15 protein-coding genes are annotated in these 19360 nt (G+C 53.2%); 12 read left to right on the top strand and 3 right to left on the bottom strand.

Annotation, left to right across the window (positions count from 1 at the left end; all coding sequences use genetic code 11):
* The first annotated feature begins 38 nt into the window (after positions 1-38).
* The 10 genes from AC1DUO_RS05415 (at position 39) to AC1DUO_RS05370 (ending at position 13470) form a co-directional block, all read left to right on the top strand.
* Positions 39-2045 (top strand): autotransporter outer membrane beta-barrel domain-containing protein, encoded by a 2007-nt coding sequence (locus tag AC1DUO_RS05415; RefSeq protein WP_119261062.1) that lies wholly within the window; start codon positions 39-41, stop codon positions 2043-2045.
* 168 nt (positions 2046-2213) lie between these two features.
* Positions 2214-3128 carry a glycine--tRNA ligase subunit alpha gene (glyQ, locus tag AC1DUO_RS05410; RefSeq protein WP_095924009.1) on the top strand — a complete coding sequence of 305 codons (915 nt, stop codon included), beginning with the start codon at positions 2214-2216 and terminating at the stop codon, positions 3126-3128.
* A gap of 9 nt (positions 3129-3137) precedes the next feature.
* A complete protein-coding gene (gene glyS / locus AC1DUO_RS05405; RefSeq protein WP_013573379.1) occupies positions 3138-5207 on the top strand; it encodes a glycine--tRNA ligase subunit beta in 2070 nt (689 codons plus the stop codon).
* A 210-nt stretch (positions 5208-5417) separates the two neighbouring features.
* Positions 5418-6140, top strand: coding sequence for a DUF3053 domain-containing protein (locus AC1DUO_RS05400; RefSeq protein WP_013573380.1), 723 nt, complete (start codon positions 5418-5420; stop codon positions 6138-6140).
* A gap of 177 nt (positions 6141-6317) precedes the next feature.
* A complete protein-coding gene (locus AC1DUO_RS05395) occupies positions 6318-7112 on the top strand; it encodes a DsbA family protein (protein WP_119261063.1) in 795 nt (264 codons plus the stop codon).
* Positions 7113-7346: 234 nt separating this feature from the next.
* On the top strand, positions 7347-7526 hold the full coding sequence (locus AC1DUO_RS05390) for a hypothetical protein (protein ID WP_013573382.1): 180 nt from the start codon (positions 7347-7349) through the stop codon (positions 7524-7526).
* A 30-nt stretch (positions 7527-7556) separates the two neighbouring features.
* A complete protein-coding gene (locus AC1DUO_RS05385) occupies positions 7557-9101 on the top strand; it encodes an anti-phage dCTP deaminase (protein WP_013573383.1) in 1545 nt (514 codons plus the stop codon).
* 487 nt (positions 9102-9588) lie between these two features.
* Positions 9589-11502 (top strand): PTS mannitol transporter subunit IICBA, encoded by a 1914-nt coding sequence (locus AC1DUO_RS05380; RefSeq protein WP_119261064.1) that lies wholly within the window; start codon positions 9589-9591, stop codon positions 11500-11502.
* A gap of 134 nt (positions 11503-11636) precedes the next feature.
* The gene (locus AC1DUO_RS05375) at positions 11637-12785 is read left to right on the top strand and encodes a mannitol-1-phosphate 5-dehydrogenase (RefSeq protein ID WP_013573385.1); all 1149 of its coding nucleotides are present in this window, start codon (positions 11637-11639) and stop codon (positions 12783-12785) included.
* A gap of 136 nt (positions 12786-12921) precedes the next feature.
* Positions 12922-13470, top strand: a complete 549-nt coding sequence (locus AC1DUO_RS05370) for an MltR family transcriptional regulator (RefSeq protein WP_014411435.1) — start codon at positions 12922-12924, stop codon at positions 13468-13470.
* A gap of 130 nt (positions 13471-13600) precedes the next feature.
* Here the strand turns inward: AC1DUO_RS05370 and AC1DUO_RS05365 are convergent, their stop codons facing one another.
* Complete coding sequence (locus AC1DUO_RS05365) at positions 13601-14209, bottom strand: LysE family translocator (protein ID WP_013573388.1); 609 nt, start codon at positions 14207-14209, stop codon at positions 13601-13603.
* A gap of 144 nt (positions 14210-14353) precedes the next feature.
* On the opposite strand from AC1DUO_RS05365, the gene AC1DUO_RS05360 reads away from it, so the two are divergent.
* Together AC1DUO_RS05360 and AC1DUO_RS05355 are read left to right on the top strand one after the other, a co-directional pair.
* A complete protein-coding gene (locus AC1DUO_RS05360) occupies positions 14354-15853 on the top strand; it encodes an aminotransferase-like domain-containing protein (RefSeq protein WP_013573389.1) in 1500 nt (499 codons plus the stop codon).
* Between the two features lie 65 nt (positions 15854-15918).
* Positions 15919-16278, top strand: a complete 360-nt coding sequence (locus AC1DUO_RS05355; RefSeq protein ID WP_013573390.1) for a YibL family ribosome-associated protein — start codon at positions 15919-15921, stop codon at positions 16276-16278.
* Positions 16279-16449: 171 nt separating this feature from the next.
* Here AC1DUO_RS05355 and yiiM read toward each other — a convergent pair whose 3' ends face one another.
* Together yiiM and AC1DUO_RS05345 are read right to left on the bottom strand one after the other, a co-directional pair.
* Positions 16450-17121 (bottom strand): 6-hydroxyaminopurine reductase, encoded by a 672-nt coding sequence (gene yiiM, locus AC1DUO_RS05350; protein ID WP_013573391.1) that lies wholly within the window; start codon positions 17119-17121, stop codon positions 16450-16452.
* A gap of 103 nt (positions 17122-17224) precedes the next feature.
* Positions 17225-19171 carry a methyl-accepting chemotaxis protein gene (locus AC1DUO_RS05345; protein WP_112151993.1) on the bottom strand — a complete coding sequence of 649 codons (1947 nt, stop codon included), beginning with the start codon at positions 19169-19171 and terminating at the stop codon, positions 17225-17227.
* Between the last annotated feature and the right edge of the window lie 189 nt (positions 19172-19360).

Below are 19360 nucleotides of genomic sequence, written 5' to 3'. Positions count from 1 at the left end.
CCTTGCGTTGAGCGTCATTATTGAGGGAAATCACCGTTATGGCAGGCAAGAATTCGTCGATTTTACGACTCTCTCAGGGAGCATTTGCCGTGGCACTGTGCCTCGGTTTACAGGCTCCCGCGAAGGCTTTTGACCAGCTTTATGTGTTCGGCGACAGCCTGAGCGACACCGGTAACATTGGTCGCTGGACCTTCGACAGCAGCACGCATCCGCTTTATGACGAGATCCTGGCGAACAACATCGGCACAACCTTAGCTCCTTCTTCAAAAGGCGGCCTGAACTATGCCGAAGGTGGCGGTGTGGCGGTGCCGGGGCTGGATTCTGATTACACCACCCAGGATCAGGTTAAAAGCTATCTGACGTCGACCGGCGGCAAAGCCGATCCGAACGGGCTGTATGTTCACTGGATTGGCGGCAACGATCTGGCCGCTGCGGCGCTGAGCCTGAATCCGGTTACGGCGGTCGAAATTGCCACCAACAGCGCGACGCAGGCGGCCTCACAGGTGAACGATTTACTGAAAGCCGGTGCTGGCACGGTTGTGGTGCCGACGGTGCCGAATATCGGTCTGACACCGGTGCTGATGGAAGGCGTGATCCAGGTCGGATTGCTGCCGGTGCAGCAACAGGCGCTGGCAGCGGCGTATCAGTATTTGAATGCACAAAATACGCCGGATGCCGATGCCCGCACCGAGGCCATTCACAATGCGCTGGCGGCCGCTGCGGCGAAAGGCTCGGGCATTCCGCTGGTACAGGACGTGATCGCCAAAGGGCTGGCGGCCGCGTATGACGCGCTGAAAGACGTGGCGGGCGGCCTGACCGACACCTACAACACCACCGAAGATATCGCGCTGGCGAAAACCGGCGGCAATATTGCACGCGTGGATATCAACGGGCTGTTCAACGAAGTGGTTGCCGATCCGGCGCGGTACGGTTTTGCCAATACTGCCGGTACGGCCTGTCCGGTCGGGACATCCGCCTCGGAATGTACTTCGAATCTGCCGGGTTTCGACAGCAGCAAAGCTTTCCTGTTTTCTGACCATTTCCACCCGACGCCTCAGGCGCACGCGCTGATTGCGCAATATATGCAGTCGGTGCTCGACGGCCCGCTGGAAGCTTCTGCGCTGAGTCAGGGTTCACTGGCGCTGGCGCGAAATACACAAGGCTTGCTCGACAGCCGTTATCAGCAGTTGCGTACGCAGGATAACGATGCGGGAACCTTCGGCATGTTTGGCGGTTATGCCGGGCAAAGTGCGGACAGCAAATTCAGCCCGTCGATGGGGCTGGGTGATGGCGACCTGACGGCTAACTCGCTGAATATCGGCATGGATTATCAGATGACCGATCGCTGGATGATGGGGCTTATGCTTTCCGGCTCCGATGATAAAGACGATCCGACAGATCATTACAGCTACCGTACGCGCGGCTGGATGGCGACCGCCTTCACCGGCATTAAAATCGCCGAAAATGGCTGGATCAACGGCGATGTGCACTACGGCTCGCTCAATTATGACGATATCAAACGCCGCATTACGCTCGGGCCTACCACCCGGACGGAGCGCGGTGAAACGGACGGCAAACAGATCGGCGGACGCGTCACCGCAGGCTGGGACTTCCCGGTTCTGCCGGTGCTGAAAACCGGGCCGGTGGCGCAATACAGCTGGGATTACAGCAGTGTTGAAGGTTACAGCGAGAAGGGCAACAACAGTACCTCGATGCGTTTTGGCGATCAGACTTCTCATTCACAAATCGGTGCGCTCGGCTGGCGGGTGAATGCCGAACTCGGCATCGTCAATCCGTATGCGCAGGTCACCTATGACCGCCAGTTTGGCGATAAAACCTACACCACCACCGGCGCGATCAAATCCACCCGCACGCGGTTCAGCCGCACCACCGGCGAACAGGACGACGACTGGGTGGATATGACCGCAGGCTTAAACGTGCAAATCACCCACAGCATTTCAGCATTTGCGGCTATTTCACAAACCACCGGACTGGATTCCGGCGAACAAACCTCCTACAACGCCGGGCTGAGTGCGCGGTTTTAAGGGATAAAAGGGGCGCTCAGCCCCTTTCACTTTCCGAAAAAATCGCATCCAAAACTAAACACTGCCTCTCTGTGACGCTCAGTCGCCTGATTCTGGCTGATTATCTTCCGTGCAGCGGGTATACTGTCGCACTCTCTTTACACCCACTTTCTCGCGTGCGAATCCAACATGCAAAAGTTTGATACCAAGACATTTCAGGGCCTGATCCTGACACTGCAAGATTATTGGGCGCAGCAGGGCTGCACCATTGTTCAACCGCTGGATATGGAAGTCGGCGCGGGGACCTCGCACCCGATGACCAGTCTGCGCGCACTCGGCCCTGAGCCTTTTGCGGCAGCCTATGTTCAGCCATCACGCCGTCCGACCGATGGCCGCTACGGCGAGAACCCGAACCGCCTGCAGCACTATTATCAGTTTCAGGTGATGATCAAACCTTCACCGGAAAACATTCAGGAGCTGTACCTCGGCTCACTGAAAGAGCTGGGTCTTGATCCGCTGATCCACGATATCCGCTTCGTTGAAGACAACTGGGAAAACCCGACGCTCGGCGCCTGGGGTCTTGGCTGGGAAGTGTGGCTGAACGGCATGGAAGTGACGCAGTTCACTTACTTCCAGCAGGTCGGGGGCCTGGAATGTAAACCGGTAACCGGCGAAATCACTTACGGTCTGGAACGTCTGGCGATGTACATCCAGGGCGTGGACAGCGTGTACGATCTGGTGTGGAGCAACGGTCCGCTGGGTAAAACCACCTACGGCGACGTGTTCCATCAGAACGAAGTGGAACAATCGACGTATAACTTTGAATACGCCGATGTCGATTTCCTGTTCACCTGTTTTGAACAGCACGAGAAAGAAGCGCAAACCCTGCTGGCACTCGAAAATCCACTGGCCTTGCCTGCTTACGAGCGCATCCTGAAAGCGGCCCATTGCTTCAACCTGCTCGACGCGCGTAAAGCGATTTCTGTGACTGAACGTCAGCGCTACATTCTGCGCATCCGTACCCTGACTAAAGCGGTAGCTGAGGCGTATTACGCTTCCCGCGAAGTGCTGGGCTTCCCGATGTGCAAAAAGAACGAGAAGTGAGATAAGTCCATGACTGAAAAAACATTTCTGGTGGAAATCGGCACGGAAGAACTGCCACCGAAGGCTCTGCGCAGCCTTGCTGAATCTTTTGCCGCTAACCTGACTGCGGAGCTGGATGCGGCGAATCTGCCACACGGCGACGTAAAATGGTTTGCCGCACCGCGCCGTCTGGCGCTGAAAGTCTCCGGTCTGCATGAATCCCAGGCTGACCGCGAAGTTGAAAAACGCGGCCCGGCTGTGGCGCAGGCATTTGATGCCGAAGGCAAACCCAGCAAAGCCGCTGAAGGCTGGGCTCGCGGTTGCGGTATCACCGTTGATCAGGCCGATCGTCTGGTCACTGACAAAGGCGAATGGCTGGTTTACCGTGCGCACGTCAAAGGCGAAAGCGCGCAACAACTGCTGCCTGCGATGATCGCCACGTCACTGTCTAAACTGCCAATTCCTAAACTGATGCGCTGGGGCGATTCCGACGTGCAGTTCGTGCGTCCGGTGCATACTGTCACCCTGCTGTTAGGCGATGAGCTGATCCCGGCGAAAATTCTCGGTATCGATTCTGCCCGCACTCTTCGCGGTCACCGCTTCATGGGCGAGCCTGAATTCACGATTGATAATGCCGATCAGTATCCGCAAATTCTGCTGGAACGCGGCAAAGTCATTGCCGATTACGAGCAGCGTAAAGCGCTGATCAAACGTGACGCGGAAAAAGCGGCAAAAGAAATTGGCGGTATCGCTGATCTGAGTGAAAGTCTGCTGGAAGAAGTCGCGTCTCTGGTTGAATGGCCGGTGGTGCTGACCGCGAAATTCGAAGAGAAATTCCTGGCTGTTCCGGCTGAAGCGCTGGTTTACACCATGAAAGGCGACCAGAAGTATTTCCCGGTGTACGACGCCGCAGGCAAACTTCTGCCGAACTTCATCTTTGTCGCCAACATCGAATCGAAAGATCCGCAGCAAATCATTTCCGGTAACGAGAAAGTGGTGCGTCCGCGTCTGGCCGATGCCGAATTCTTCTTCAATACCGACCGCAAGAAACGTCTCGAAGATAACCTGCCGCGTCTGGAAACCGTATTGTTCCAGAAGCAACTGGGTACGCTGCGCGACAAAACCGACCGTATTCAGGCGCTGTCTGGCTGGATCGCTGAGAAAATCGGTGCCAACGTTGAGAACGCAAAACGCGCCGGTCTTCTGTCTAAATGTGACCTGATGACCAACATGGTCTTCGAGTTCACCGACACGCAGGGCGTGATGGGCATGCATTATGCACGTCACGACGGCGAGCAGGAAGAAGTCGCGGTTGCGCTGAACGAGCAATATCAGCCACGCTTTGCGGGCGACGAGTTACCGGCTTCGCTGGTAGCGTGCGCGCTGGCAATCGCTGACAAGATGGACACCCTGGCCGGTATTTTTGGCATCGGTCAACATCCGAAAGGCGACAAAGACCCGTTCGCACTGCGCCGTGCCGCGCTGGGTGTTCTGCGTATTATCGTTGAGAAAAACCTGCCGCTTGATCTGCAAACCCTGACCGAAGAAGCAGTGCGTCTGTACGGCGACAAGCTGACTAACGAGAAGGTAGTAGATGATGTGGTTGATTTCATGCTCGGTCGTTTCCGCGCGTGGTATCAGGAAGAAGGTCACGCAGTTGATACCATTCAGGCTGTGCTGGCACGTCGTCCGACCAAACCGGCTGATTTCGATGCGCGCGTGAAAGCGGTGAGCTACTTCCGTACGCTGGATGAAGCGGCCACGCTGGCGGCGGCCAACAAGCGTGTGTCCAACATTCTGGCGAAATCCACGGATGTTCTGCTGGATCACGTCCACGCGTCCGTACTGAAAGAACCTGCTGAGCTGAAACTGGCGACGCATCTGGTGGTTCTGCGCGACAAGCTGGAACCGCTGTTTGCCGCCGGTCAGTACAAAGAAGCGCTGGTGGAACTGGCTGCATTGCGTGAAACCGTCGATACGTTCTTTGATACCGTGATGGTGATGGATGAGAACGAAGCGGTGCGTATCAACCGCCTGACGCTGCTCTCCAAACTGCGGGAGTTGTTCCTGCAGGTGGCGGATATTTCGCTGCTTCAGTAAGTTAAGTTTTTGCTCCCTCCCCCTGCTAAGGGGAGGGTTGGCCTCCCCCTTCGCAGGGGGAGGAGCAAGGCAGCTTATCGGATGCCAATTTCTACGCTTTTTTAAAAAGCGTTCTCCCCCCAATTGTTCTATCCTATAACCCGCATGGAATGCACAGCATCGGCAGGGAACTGGCCGGAAGAAGAACATTGAAATCAGGAGTCAGGACTCATGGCTGTAGGGATCAGAAGCGGTGCATTTTCTCGCTGGCTGGCGCCGTTTATCGCACTGCTGGTGGTGTTTCAGCTCACTGCATGCGGCGATAAAGAACCGGAGCAACGCAAAGCCTTTATCGATTATTTGCAAAATACCGTGATGCGTAGCGGGCAAAATCTGCCGTCGCTGAGTGAAGATCAGAAACAACGTTTTGGTAATTACGCGAATGACTACGGCATCATTCTGTCATTCTCCCGCCAGATGAAAGGTGCCGTTGAAGGTAGCCTGGTGCCGGTGGTGAGCGCGATTGGTCAGGTGCGTACGCCGCAGGATTACATGACTCAGCGCAGCGCGTTGCAACAGGCGGCCAGCACGCTGAGTTTGCTGAATGCGCAGTTGCGTGACTCAAAAGTGAAAGCCGACACCGCGATGGCGGCATTGAAACAACCGGACGATCTGAAAGCGGTTTATAGCCAGGTATACAACAGCGTGGTGACCCAGCCTGCTAACGTGCTGACACCACTGGTGCCTGCGCTGCAAAGCTTCACGCAGGATATCGCGTCTGTGGGTGATTTCCTGCAACAGCAGGGCACGCAGGTTGCTTTCGCCAACGGCGGCGTGCAGTTCCCGACGCAGCAACAGGCCACGCAGTACAACACCATGATGTCGAATCTGGTGGGTAAACAGCAGACATTGCTTCAGGCGCAAAAAGTCGCACAGGGCGATTTTAGCAACTAAGCCTGACTGATATCAGCAACGAAGCCACGTCATCTTGTACGTGGCTTTTTTATTGACTGAGATCCTGTCCGCCTGTTTATAAAAAATGACAATTTTTTGCCTGCAAATCCGGCTGAGTTCCTCTACTTTTGAAGGTAACTGTCAGTTTTTTCCCGTCTTTCACTTTAAGGATTTTTGATGAAACGTCAGATGATGACTCTGTTGGCTTCCCTTGTGCTGACACCGACGCTGGCGGTTGCTGCCGACAGCGCAACCGCAGATTTCACCCCGGCGCAACAGGAAGCCATTGGTAAAATTGCGGCGGATTACATGTTGCAGCACCCGGAAATTCTGGTGCAGGTCAGCCAGAAATTGCAGGCACAGCAGGCTGATCAGCAACAACAGCAAACCCTGAGCGCGGTGTTGGCAAATTCTAAAGCTCTGCTGAACGACCCTGCGACCCCAAGCTACGGCCCGAAAGATGCAAAAGTCGCGTTCGTGGAATTCTTCGATTACCAGTGCCTGTATTGCAGCCACATGGCGCCGGTTGTTGAGCAGACCGTGAAAGCCAATCCGAACGTACGTTTCGTCTTCAAAGAATGGCCAATCTTTGGTGACCGCTGGAAAGCGTCCATCACTGCGGCTGAAACCGGTATGGCTATCTGGAAAGAAAAAGGCGCTCAGGCGTACTTTGATTACCACAACAGCATTTACCGCACCGGTCATGACGAAGGTAAGCTTACGGATGCCGATATCGCCGGTGCAGTGAAAGCCGCGAAAGCGACAGCGCCAACCGATGCACAGCGTAAAGCGACGCACGAAGCCATCGCCGCTAACGATGAGCTGGCCCGTACGCTGGGCTTCAGCGGTACGCCAGGGTTCGTGGTGATGCCAACCAGCGGCGCGACCGCTGAAAACACCAGCGTTCTGCCTGGTGCTGTGTCTGCTGAAGAACTGCAGGCCGCTATCGTGAAGGCGCAGGGCGGGAAGTAATTTTTGTTTCAATCCGGCAGCCTGTGCTGTCGGATTTTCTTCTCAGGTATAGTTTGGAAAGCACTTCTCAGTATTGAATGTAACGGCTGAAACTGAGTAAATTTTTACTCACTTCGTGGGTTTTGACGTGGTAACCTTCTTTTCTTCATGGATATTCATCCAATGAAACAATCTCTGATTCTGGGATCTGCCAGCAGAGTTTACTCAATTTTTTACTGATTACATRGATAGCTTATGATTGTTCAATTCGCTGATTATGCTGCGTTGAAAACGGATGAACAGCATTCCGAATTCTCAGCAGTGGAGAGCACGGGATCAGAGCACGTTATTGATCTTTCGGCCCGGCGTCAGTCTGCTGCATATAAAAAGGCCATGGCTCAGGTTTTGGAAGAAGCAGCCAAGCTAGACTGGTAACATTCAGGCTGTCCAGTCATTGGAGTGTCTATGGCTGAACCGGCAAAAAAAATCATTTCATTACCTGCATCAAATCAATCATTCGGCAACAATAACAGCATTGATGATATTCGTGAGCGCCGCTCACAAGAACTGGTCATCGGACTTTGTGGGGCGAGTGGATCAGGGGTTAAAACCCTTAAAGAAAAAATCATCACTAAACTTAAAGCCTGTAATTATCATGTTGTGCATATAAGAATTAGCGATTTAATGGCAGACACCCTGTCAGCTGCTGAAGCGGCAGAGTTAAAGAAACTTGAAGGCTATGAGCATTTTATCCAGTTGCAAAATCTCGGTAATACTCTGCGTGAAAAACATGGCAATATCATTAACTCCGAATTGGTTATCCGGAAAATAAAAGTTATCAGGACGGCAAATTTAAATACGGGAGATTTTAAAGGAGCCTCAGGAAAATCAACCAGTAAAATAGCTTACATTGTCGATCAATTAAAACATCCTGAAGAAGTTGATCTCTTTCGTGAGGTGTATCGTAATAATTTTTATCTGATCGGCTTAGTGAGAACGATTAATGAAAGAGTTATTAATTTGAAAAAGGATTTTCTTAACGATCATCAGATTGCCGAAATAATCAGGCGCGACAGGCGTTCCGAGTACCCTTATGGTCAACATGTCGAGGACACATTGCAGTGTGCCGATTATTTTATCAGGAACATAAATAATGATCAGATTAAAAAATCGATAGCCCGATTTATCGACCTTGTACATGGCGCAAATAATGTGAGTCCCAGCCAGGATGAAACCGGCATGTTCACCGCGAATTCAGCCGCATTACGCTCTGCCTGTTTATCGCGTCAGGTGGGGGCTGCTATTACGGATGATAATTGCAATATCCTCTCCACTGGCTGCAACGATGTACCTGCTGCAGGTGGTGGGCTCTATTCCTGTGAAAGCAAGAGCGATAAACGCTGTTATAACAACGATGGCTGCCATAGTGATATGCACAAGGATTTAGTCAGGCGTGAGGTCGAAGCAGTGATCGCCCGTAGTGATCCGTCACGGGCGAATGAACTTGCAATACAGATTATGAAAACCCCAAAAATAAAGTCCCTGATTGAATACTCGCGTGCTATTCATGCCGAAATGGATGCAATTACTACGATGGCGCGTCTTGCGAATGCAAGTACTTGTGATAAGACACTTTATTGCACAACTTATCCTTGCCACAACTGTGCACGACATATTGTTGCCGCTGGATTGAAGAGGGTGGTTTATATCGAACCTTATGCCAAGAGTCTGGCTGAAGACCTTCACGGTGATTCGATAGCTCATGCCGACAGTACGGATAAAACTAAAAAGGTTATTTTCGAGAATTTTGAGGGAACGGCACCGAGACGGTATACAAAATTTTTCGGTTATAGCCGTCCGAGAAAAGATGACAGAGGCAAGCCAATTTCTTATGAAATCCCTGCTTCCCATCACGTTGATCCACAATATCTGGATAGTTATGGTGATTCTGAATCAAAAGTGATTTTGAATGTTACTCATAAGCTTCGTGATGAACCTGTCCCCGATTAAAGAAGAAGCGGGTATTCCGGATACCCGCTCCCCCTGTAATTTTCTTTCAACATCTCTCCCGTAAACTCAGTTTTCCTTTCCTCAGACACGTCTGAATGCTTTTTAAGCGAAATACACAAGTCCGGCGAAAAATACTTTGTGATCAATATCACGTTTTAATGATAAAGACTCGTTAACAAAAAGTGACTTAAGTCACATATTTGGCAGGGTCACGCTCAAATAATCGTCAGTGTAGCTCGGTTACAGGCTGTTTTTGTGATGATGATCACCAAAATGCAGGGGGTGAAGGCTGTATACGTGTGATCTGCGTCACGGGCTGTCGGGTGGCTACGCGAGGCCTATAATCACGTGGTAGAGTCCGCCTCGCAGACAGCAATTCGACGGACGGATTTTTAAAGCAGTGGCACAAAAACCGAAACAACCGTCACCGATAATTAACTGATATCACGCGCTCTATTGTCAGCGCGTATCAATAGGGGTGCGTTTTATGTTTTCACCAGACGTTAAGATCAAAGTTCAAAACTTTGGTCGCTTCCTGAGTAACATGGTAATGCCCAACATCGGCGCGTTTATCGCCTGGGGTATCATTACTGCTCTGTTCATTCCTACCGGCTGGATCCCTAATGAAACATTAGCGAAACTGGTTGGCCCGATGATCACTTATCTTCTGCCATTGCTCATCGGTTATACCGGTGGTCGTCTGGTCGGTGGTGATCGCGGTGGTGTGGTCGGCGCAATCACCGTAATGGGTGTTATCGTTGGTGCGGATATGCCAATGTTCCTCGGCGCAATGATTGTAGGTCCGCTGGGCGGCTGGTGTATCAAGCGTTTCGACCGCTGGGTTGACGGTAAAATCAAAAGTGGCTTCGAGATGCTGGTCAACAACTTCTCGGCCGGTATTATCGGTATGCTGTTGGCCATTCTGGCCTTCCTGGCAATCGGTCCGCTGGTAGAAGCACTGTCTAAAGTGCTGGCTGCAGGCGTGCACATCATGGTTATTCATAACCTGTTGCCGCTGGCGTCTATCTTTGTTGAACCGGCGAAAATCCTGTTCCTCAACAACGCTATCAACCACGGTATCTTCTCTCCGCTGGGTATCCAGCAGGCGACTGAAACCGGTAAATCTATCTTCTTCCTGATCGAAGCGAACCCGGGTCCGGGTATGGGCGTCCTGATGGCGTACATGTTCTTCGGTCGTGGCAGTGCTAAACAATCAGCTGGCGGTGCGGCAATCATCCACTTCCTGGGTGGTATCCACGAAATTTATTTCCCATATGTTCTGATGAACCCACGTCTGCTGCTGGCAGTCATTCTGGGCGGTATGACTGGCGTGTTCACCCTGACTGTGCTGAATGGCGGTCTGGTGTCTCCGGCTTCTCCGGGTTCCATCCTGGCGGTTCTGGCGATGACACCAAAAGGTGCGTACTTCGCTAACATCGCGGCTATCGTGGCAGCCTTTGCGGTGTCCTTCGTTATCTCTTCTTTCCTGCTGAAAACCACCAAAGCGAAAGACGGCGACGATCTGGACGAAGCAACACGCCGTATGCAGGATATGAAAGCCCAGTCTAAAGGCGGCAAACCTGCTGTTGCAGGCGTGGCGGGCGACCTGTCTACCGTACGTAAAATCATCGTTGCCTGTGACGCCGGTATGGGTTCCAGCGCAATGGGTGCCGGTGTGCTGCGCAAAAAAGTGCAGGATGCCGGGCTGACCAACATCAGCGTCACCAACAGCGCGATCAACAACCTGCCTGATGATGTGGATCTGGTGATTACTCACCGTGACCTGACTGAACGCGCCATGCGCCAGGTGCCACACGCACAGCACATTTCGCTGACCAACTTCCTCGACAGCGGCCTGTACACGGACCTGACTTCACGTCTGGTTGAAGTGAACAAAGCCAGCCAGTACAAAGAGAAAGTGACCACCACGCTGGGCGACAGCATCGTGACTGACAATGAAAACGAAAACCTGTTCCGCATTAGCGAAAGCAACATCTTCCTCGGCCTGAACGCGTCGACCAAAGAAGACGCGATTCGTTTTGCCGGTGAACAACTGGTGAAAGGCGGGTATGTTCAGGCAGAATATGTCGACGCGATGCTGGCTCGTGAGCAGCTGACCTCGACGTATCTGGGCGAATCCATCGCTGTGCCGCACGGTACCATCGAAGCGAAAGATCGCGTGCTGAAAACCGGTATCGTGTTCTGCCAGTATCCGGCGGGTATCCGCTGGGGCGATGATGAAGATGACCGTGCACGCCTGGTCGTCGGTATCGCAGCGCGCAATAATGAGCACATCAACGTGATCACCAAACTGACCACGGCGCTGGACGAAGAAGGTGTTATCGAACGTCTGGCGAACACCACCAGCGTTGAAGAAGTTCTGACTATTCTTCGCGGCTAAGGTTGAGTAATCAGTAGAGCGTTACTAAGCGGGTCTTGATAAAAGACCCGCTTGTTGATTCGGAGCCGGGCGGCTCCCAGCTTTACCCAAAGCTTTTTACCATAAAGTATGGCCCCCGATTTGAAGGAAATATTATGAAAGCATTACATTTTGGTGCAGGTAACATTGGTCGCGGTTTTATCGGTAAATTACTTGCTGATGCCGGGATTGAGTTGACGTTTGCGGATGTCAGCCCTGCCTTACTGGATGCGCTGAACAGCCGTAAAGGTTACGACGTGCACGTGGTCGGTGAACAGGCCACCGTTGAGCCTGTCAGTAATGTGAATGCCGTGAACAGCGCCGGTCAGGAGGCAATCAACCTGATCGCTGAAGTCGATCTGGTGACCACCGCCGTCGGTCCGACCGTGCTGGAAAAAATCGCGCCGAACGTCGCTAAAGGTCTGGTGCTGCGTCATCAGCAAGGCAACGAAAAGCCGCTGAACATTATCGCCTGCGAAAACATGGTGCGCGGTACCAGCCAGTTTAAACAGCACGTATTCAACGCCCTGCCGGAAGATGAAAAAGCCTGGGTTGAAGCGCACGTCGGTTTTGTCGATTCCGCCGTAGACCGCATCGTTCCCCCTGCGGCAGCGGGCACCACCGATCCGCTGGAAGTCACCGTTGAAACCTTCAGCGAATGGATTGTGGATAAAACCCAGTTCAAAGGAGAATTGCCGGAAATCGCAGGCATGGAACTGACGGATAACCTGATGGCGTTTGTTGAACGTAAACTGTTCACCCTCAACACCGGTCATGCCATCACCGCCTATCTCGGCCAGCAGGCAGGCCACGCGACAATTCGTGATGCGATCCTCGACGAGAAAGTGCGTCTGGTGGTTCGCGGTGCCATGGAAGAAAGCGGGGAAGTGCTGATCCGCCGTTACGGTTTTGACCCGGAAAAACATTTCGCTTACATCGAAAAAATCCTGACCCGTTTCGAAAACCCGTACCTGCATGACGATGTTGAGCGCGTTGGCCGTCAGCCACTGCGTAAACTGAGTGCGGGTGATCGTCTGATCAAACCCTTGCTGGGCACGCAGGAATATCGCTTGCCGAACGACAATCTGGTGAGAGGGATTGCGGCCGCGATGCATTATCGCAGCGAGCAAGATCCGCAAGCTAAAGAACTGGTAGAATTGCTGGAGAAAGTTGGGCCAAAAGCCGCCCTTGCCCAGATTTCAGGTCTGCCAGAAGATGGCGAAGTTGTGGCGAAAGCCGTCGCTCTCTACGAATCGATGCACTGATACTGCGTTTATTTTGATTTCGCCAACACCAGGCAAAGAAAGCCCTGTCGGGCGGGATGTTTCTGCCCGACATGCGCGCATCATGGATGACGCCAGGGGCGCTGTCAGCATCGGCTCTTTAATGCAAGTAAGCCCTATGGAAAAAGCTCAGGCGTTTGAAAACCGTGTACTTGAAAAGCTTAATGCGGGTAAAACCGTGCGCAGCTTTTTAATGACCGCTGTGGAGTTACTGGCCGAAGCGCTGGATATTCTGGTGGTGCAGGTTTTCCGTAAAGATGATTATGCGGTGAAATATGCAGTCGAACCGTTACTGACCGGCACCGGACCGCTCGGTGATTTGTCTGTACGTCTCAAACTGATTTATGCGCTGGGCGTGATCAGCCGTCATGAATACGAAGATGCAGAATTACTGATGGCGCTGCGTGAAGAGCTGAATTACGACGGTGAAGAGTATCGTTTTACCGATGATGAAATTCTCGGCCCGTTCGGTGAATTGCATTGTGTGACAGAACTGCCGCCAGCGCCCACTTTCCTGAAACCGGGCGAAGCCGACGAGTCGCTGATCGCCATGCAACGTCAGCGCTATCAACAAATCGTCCGCTCCACCATGGTCCTTTCCGTGACAGGGCTGATCGCCCACATCAGTAATCAGCAGCCTTCCAGGCTTTCTCCGGTGCAAAAATAAATCCCCGTCATACTTCGAGCCACAGATGCGTTGGCTGCGTTCAGTCACCCGAATCACTTACATGAGTAAGCTCATCGGGACTCCATCACTTGCCGCCTTCCTGCAACCCGAACTATTTTGGGGATTTGTTTTAGTTAAGCGCATGGCGCACTTCGCCGACCAGCAACCACAGCGCGGTTAATGCCATCATGCCGCCCATGATTGTGTTAAACATTTTCAGCTTCCATTCCACACGTAGCGCCTGACGTAATCTGTCACCCATCACGACCCACACCAGAATGCAGGGCAGATTGATCAGCGCGAAGCCGACACAAATCAGCAGCGTGTGATGCAGCATGTTGCCATCCGGCGGGGTAAACAGAATCGCCACGTTGGTCGCCATCAGCCACGCTTTCGGGTTCACTGCCTGAAATAACGCGCCATTAATCATGTTCATCGGTTGCTGTTTTGCGCCTTCTTTCGGCGAGCCGGAACGGTAAATTTTCCACGACAGCCAGAACAGATACGCACAGCCCACTGCCGCCATTGGCAGACGCACAACGGTCATCCAGCTCAGCAGAATCGCCAGCATGGAGGTCATCAGCGCACACTGCACCACGCAGCCCAGCGTAATTCCCAGCATCATCGGCACGCTGCGGCGCAGCCCGAAATTCACCCCGGAAGCCGCCAGCAACAGATTGTTCGGGCCGGGTGTAATTGACATCACGGTGACGTAACTGACAAAAGCGGTATCGATCATTTTGTTTTCCTGCATCCCCTGTTTTCCAGATAACCAGAGTAAACACTGCACAGGAAAGGTAACAGAACCAGAAATACGCTATTGTTATGGTTACAGATAGCATAACTAAAAACTGTACCCATGACTTTTCACGGAACTGACACCATGACTGATACAGCGGATTTCAGCGACACGCGATATAACCAACTGGCGGAACAACTGGCGGACGCTATCCGCCGTGGCACACTCGCACCGGGCAGTCGTTTGCCGTCCGTGCGACGCAGCGCACAAACCTGGTCAGTCAGTATCAACACCGTGGTAGCTGCTTACCGGCGGCTGGAAGATCGCGGCTTTATCGAGGCACGTCCGCAGTCCGGTTTTTATGTGCGTGCCGCGTTGCCCGCGCTGGACCATCAGCCGCAGGAACAGCCGCAGACGCCAGCGGCAGAACCGGCAGATGAAGTGCTGGATCTGATCGACAAAGTGTTCGCCTCGCAAATTGACCCCACCTACACCAACTTATCGCTAGCCTGTCCGCAGTCGAACGATTTTTACCCGACCGGAAAACTGGGGCGGATTATGTCGTCACTGCTGCGTCGTCAGCCCAATCTGATCGGGCAATACGCGCTGCCGCCGGGCAGCCCGGCGTTACGCCAGCAAATTGCGCGCCGTGCACTGACGCTCGGCATGATTTTAGAGCCTGCGGATATCACGATTACGCACGGTTGTATGGAGGCGTTACAGCTGGCATTGCGCGTTACCACCAAACCCGGCGACAGTATCGGGCTGGAAACGCCGACCTATTTTTATCTGCTGCCGATGCTGGCGAGTCTCGGACTGAAAGCAGTGGAAATCCCCACCGATCCGCAAACCGGCCTGTCGCTGGATGTGCTGGAAATGCTGCTGACCGAGAAACGGCTGAATGCAGTGATCGCCATGCCGACGGCGCAAAATCCGCTGGGCTTTACCATGCCACTGGCGGCGAAAAAACGGCTGGCGCGGCTGATGAACGATCACCAGGTCCCCCTGATTGAAGACGGGCTTTACGCAGAAATTCAGTTTGGCGCGACGCTGTCTCCGGCGGTAAAAGCCTTTGACCGTGACGGCTGGATCCTGTTTTGCACCAGCTTTACCAAAACGCTGGCACCTGATTTTCGCATCGGCTGGGTGGACGGCGGACGCTTTGCCGATAAGCTGCATAAACTGAAAGCGGTATCGTCAATGGCAGAGTCCGCCTTGCTTTCCCAAACGCTGACGTTGTTTCTGGAATCGGGCGGTTACGATCATCATCTGCGGGTTTTACGCAAACGCTACGCGTCGCAGGTGGAACAGGCGCGCGCGTTGATCGCCCGTCACTTCCCGCAGGGCACCCGCGCCACGCAACCGGCAGGCGGCTTTGTTATCTGGGTGGATTTCCCGCCGGGCGTCGATTGCGTCACGCTGTTCCGCCAGTTACTGAAAGATAAAATCTGCATGACGCCGGGACAACTGTATTCACCGAGCGGTCGCTACGCCAATGGCCTGCGTTTATCGTGCTGTTATGTTTTCGATACCCGCTATATTTCGGCGATGATCCGCATCGGCGAGCGGGCGTGTGAGATGTGTGGTTTGCCGCCGGGGCTGGCAGAAACGCAGGAGCAAGCTGAAGAATCGCACACTTCCTGATACACTGACGTTTATTATTCCCAATTTACAGTCGTGCCCGCTGCGGCATGAACGGATCTGAAACCATGAAAGAAGTCGAAAAAGCCGAGATTAAACGCCTCAGCGACATGCTGGATGCACTTAATCACAAAGATGCGACCGTGATTCAGGCAGGTAATGCTGAGTTAATCGCCAAGCACGAAGAAGAGAAAGAAAAACTGGCTGCCGAGATCGCGCGTTTGAAAGAAGTGCGTGAGAAAAAACTCAGCACCGAAGCGCAGAAGCTGGAAAAGCTGTTCAGCCGTGAAATCACCAAGAAAGAACAGGCTGATATGGGCACGCTGAAGAAAACCGTTCGCGGTATCGTGGTGGTTCACCCGATGACTGCGCTGGGCCGCGAAATGGGCCTGAAAGCGGTGACCGGTTTCGCTAAGAAAGAATTCTGAACTAACACGCCCTCCCCTGCGAAGGGGAGGGTTGGGGTGGGGTATTAAAGCAGAATCAAAGAGTTGAAGTGTGCTTTGACTCGGGTTTTGTCTTTATAACCCCCTCCCAGCCTCCCCCTTCGCAGGGGGAGGAGCAAAGAAAAACCCCTCCAGCCATACCCGTTCTGTTTCTTACTTCCCAAACAATCTCCGCCCAAAATCCTCGATCTTGCGATTTACCAGCCGCATCTGCATGGTTTTACTCCAGCTGGCAGAAATCCCTGCAGCAGACATCAGACGGCGATACTGTTCCTCATCAAACGGCATGTTGAAGGCGATAGAAATCGCTTCTGCGACGGACACCTCACTGTTGCGCGTCAGCAGTTCCAGCGGCCGGTCGCCACTGACATTCCCCGTACTGACCACCCGATATAACCAGCCGCAGCGGCCGCTTTGTTGTAACAGCGGCGACAGGTTTTTGCAGTCGAGAAAATGGTTCAGTTTGTAGCAGGGCGCACGGGGTTGCGTGACCTGAATCAGCGCGTCGCCCCAGCGGAAAATATCACCGATATACACGTTATCTTCGGTCATGCCGAGTGTCGAAAGGTTTTCCCCAAACGCAGGCGGATGAAAACGGTCCTCTTCTTCGGGAAACTGCTGGCGCAACCAGGCGTAATGCTCGCGGGGAAAATGACACAGCGCGCGGTCAGCGCCACCGTGATAAGACTTCTCGGCCTGCTGATCGTTCTCCAGCCCGAGAGGCGTCAGAGCGACAGCGCCATCAACCTGACGTTTGGCAATCGCACTGGGTGAAAAGTCGGGATAATGCTCGATGGTACCGATGTACACGTCGGGATAATGCATAAGCTCTCCGCTGCTGAAATGTCACTCGCTCAAGCATAACCTGCATTCGGCAGCGGGAGTAGAAGGAATACCTGCGCACATGCGGGGTGCGCAGGTTCATCAGTCAGAACGTTTCCCAGTTATCCTGACTGGTTTTGCCTTGAACTGGCAGCGGCAGGGCCGGACGGCGCAGCGCGGCGGATGCCGGTGCGGCCAGCATATCGCCGTTATCGGCCAGGCGGAATACCGAGACTGCCTGCGTCAGCGTCGCGGCCTGATCTTCGAGTGAATCGGCGGCAGCGGATGACTGCTCAACCAGCGCGGCGTTCTGCTGTGTCGTGCTGTCCATTTCGACAATCGCCTGCGAAATCTGGCTGATACCACGGCTTTGCTCGTCAGAAGCAGAGGCGATTTCACCCATGATATCGCGCACATGCGAGACGGATTTCACGATATCCTGCATGGTGCGTCCGGTATTTTCCACCAGCTTCGCGCCGGTGTTAACACGTTCAACCGACTCGGCAATCAGCCCTTCGATCTCTTTCGCTGCCTGCGCACTGCGCTGTGCCAGTATGCGGACTTCCGAGGCGACGACTGAGAATCCGCGACCCTGTTCACCGGCACGCGCGGCTTCAACCGCAGCGTTCAGCGCCAGGATATTGGTCTGGAACGCGATGCTGTTGATGACGGACGTAATTTCGGCGATACGTTTTGAGCTGCCGGAAATCTGCTGCATGGTGTCGACCACTTCGCCGACTTGTTTGCCGCCGAGCGTTGCGGTGCCCGAAGCCTCGCTGGCCAGTTTGCTGGCGTGATGGGCGTTATCGGCGTTCTGTTTCACCGTCGCGCTCAGTTCTTCCATGCTGGCGGCGGTTTCTTCAACCGCTGCGGCCTGCTGTTCGGTGCGTGAGGAAAGATCGGTATTCCCGGCGGCGATTTCAGCCGCCGCGTGAGAAACCTGTGAAACGCCGGAGCGGATTTCATAAATCATCGTACTGAGATTCTGGCTCATCGCGGACACCGCGTTCATCAGCATACCCAGCTCATCGCGACGTGTGGTTGGATGCGCGACAGTCAGATCGCCCCGCGCAATCGCCTCCGCCGTTTTCAGCGTATCGCGCAGCGGCTGGGCAATCTGGCGGGTGATTCGCCATGCAATGATAATCCCCACCAGCATTACGATCAGCGTAATCACCATCATGATCATCTGCGCATTAGTGATGTCTTTATGCGTGTTATCCAGTTCATTTTTGAATATTTTTGCGACCAGTGTGTTCATCTCAGCGGCTTTTACTGTCAGCAGCTGCGAGTTCTTTTGTTCATCTTCGTAAGCCGGCATGTAGGCCATAACGTGATCTTTATAGGTCGCCAGCGCACTCATCAGCGGGGCGAGTGTGGCCTGCTGATCCGGCAACAGTAATGCGTTCAGCTTTTTAGCATTGGCCTGCGTATCATCAATTGACTTTAACAGCCTGGCTTCCGATTCCTTGTTGATGTTGAGCAACAGGCCGCGCACGTCATAACGCACGTTGATCAGTTTTTGAATGACTTCGGCCAGTGAAAGACGAATGGAAGGATCGGCATCTTCCACACGCAGCTGATCTTGTAAACGTTTCACAACGGCTTCGGTTTCGGAAAGATTCCAGCTGGCGCGTACCGCATCTTTGCGGTCGACGGCTTCTTTAAACGCGGCTTGTGCCTGCTGATATTCATGAATTTTTACCGGCACCTGCTCCAGTTCTGCCTGGCCAGCGGCATCCCATTTCAGCTTGTCTTTCGACTGCTCAATCAGTTGCGACAGCGCGTCTATGTTGTCCTGATTTTGTTTGAGATATGCCGGATTGTAATTGAGCTGATAAAGCGTACGGCTGAGGCGGGCATCATTGAGTAATGCGTTCATCTGATTACTGAAATCGACTTTTTCCGCACGCTGACTGATGTCGTTAAATTTAATCATTCCCGCAGTGGTAATGACGGCCGCGATCAAAAGCACCAGCCCGAAACCCAGACCCAGTTTGGTGCCGACCTTGAGATTGTTCATCCACTGCGAAAGACCCGATCCGTTACTCATAATCATTCTCCGTCAAACATCCCTTTTAAATAGACATGCGTTTTTGTGACGCCTTTGTGAACAATCTATCGGTAGGTTGTTTAATAAACTTTATAGGATCTGTGGCGTATTTTTGATTAATGCGAGCGGGGTCTAATAATGGTGGGAAACGGAAGAATAATTCGCTGTAAAACAGTGATCATGCATACA

The sequence above is a fragment of the Rahnella sp. P4_A8 genome, assembly GCF_056402435.1.
This window is presented reverse-complemented; position numbering and strand designations above follow the sequence as displayed.

Excerpts from the sequence above, each read along its gene's own strand:
- AC1DUO_RS05380 (WP_119261064.1), top strand. The coding sequence starts at position 9,589 with ATGTTTTCACCAGACGTTAAGATCAAAGTTCAAAACTTTGGTCGCTTC.
- AC1DUO_RS05375 (WP_013573385.1), top strand. The coding sequence starts at position 11,637 with ATGAAAGCATTACATTTTGGTGCAGGTAACATTGGTCGCGGTTTTATC.
- AC1DUO_RS05395 (WP_119261063.1), top strand. The coding sequence starts at position 6,318 with ATGAAACGTCAGATGATGACTCTGTTGGCTTCCCTTGTGCTGACACCG.
- AC1DUO_RS05360 (WP_013573389.1), top strand. The coding sequence starts at position 14,354 with ATGACTGATACAGCGGATTTCAGCGACACGCGATATAACCAACTGGCG.
- AC1DUO_RS05345 (WP_112151993.1), bottom strand. The coding sequence starts at position 19,171 with ATGAGTAACGGATCGGGTCTTTCGCAGTGGATGAACAATCTCAAGGTC.
- glyQ (WP_095924009.1), top strand. The coding sequence starts at position 2,214 with ATGCAAAAGTTTGATACCAAGACATTTCAGGGCCTGATCCTGACACTG.
- AC1DUO_RS05390 (WP_013573382.1), top strand. The coding sequence starts at position 7,347 with ATGATTGTTCAATTCGCTGATTATGCTGCGTTGAAAACGGATGAACAG.
- AC1DUO_RS05370 (WP_014411435.1), top strand. The coding sequence starts at position 12,922 with ATGGAAAAAGCTCAGGCGTTTGAAAACCGTGTACTTGAAAAGCTTAAT.
- AC1DUO_RS05400 (WP_013573380.1), top strand. The coding sequence starts at position 5,418 with ATGGCTGTAGGGATCAGAAGCGGTGCATTTTCTCGCTGGCTGGCGCCG.
- AC1DUO_RS05415 (WP_119261062.1), top strand. The coding sequence starts at position 39 with ATGGCAGGCAAGAATTCGTCGATTTTACGACTCTCTCAGGGAGCATTT.
- AC1DUO_RS05365 (WP_013573388.1), bottom strand. The coding sequence starts at position 14,209 with ATGATCGATACCGCTTTTGTCAGTTACGTCACCGTGATGTCAATTACA.
- glyS (WP_013573379.1), top strand. The coding sequence starts at position 3,138 with ATGACTGAAAAAACATTTCTGGTGGAAATCGGCACGGAAGAACTGCCA.
- AC1DUO_RS05385 (WP_013573383.1), top strand. The coding sequence starts at position 7,557 with ATGGCTGAACCGGCAAAAAAAATCATTTCATTACCTGCATCAAATCAA.
- yiiM (WP_013573391.1), bottom strand. The coding sequence starts at position 17,121 with ATGCATTATCCCGACGTGTACATCGGTACCATCGAGCATTATCCCGAC.
- AC1DUO_RS05355 (WP_013573390.1), top strand. The coding sequence starts at position 15,919 with ATGAAAGAAGTCGAAAAAGCCGAGATTAAACGCCTCAGCGACATGCTG.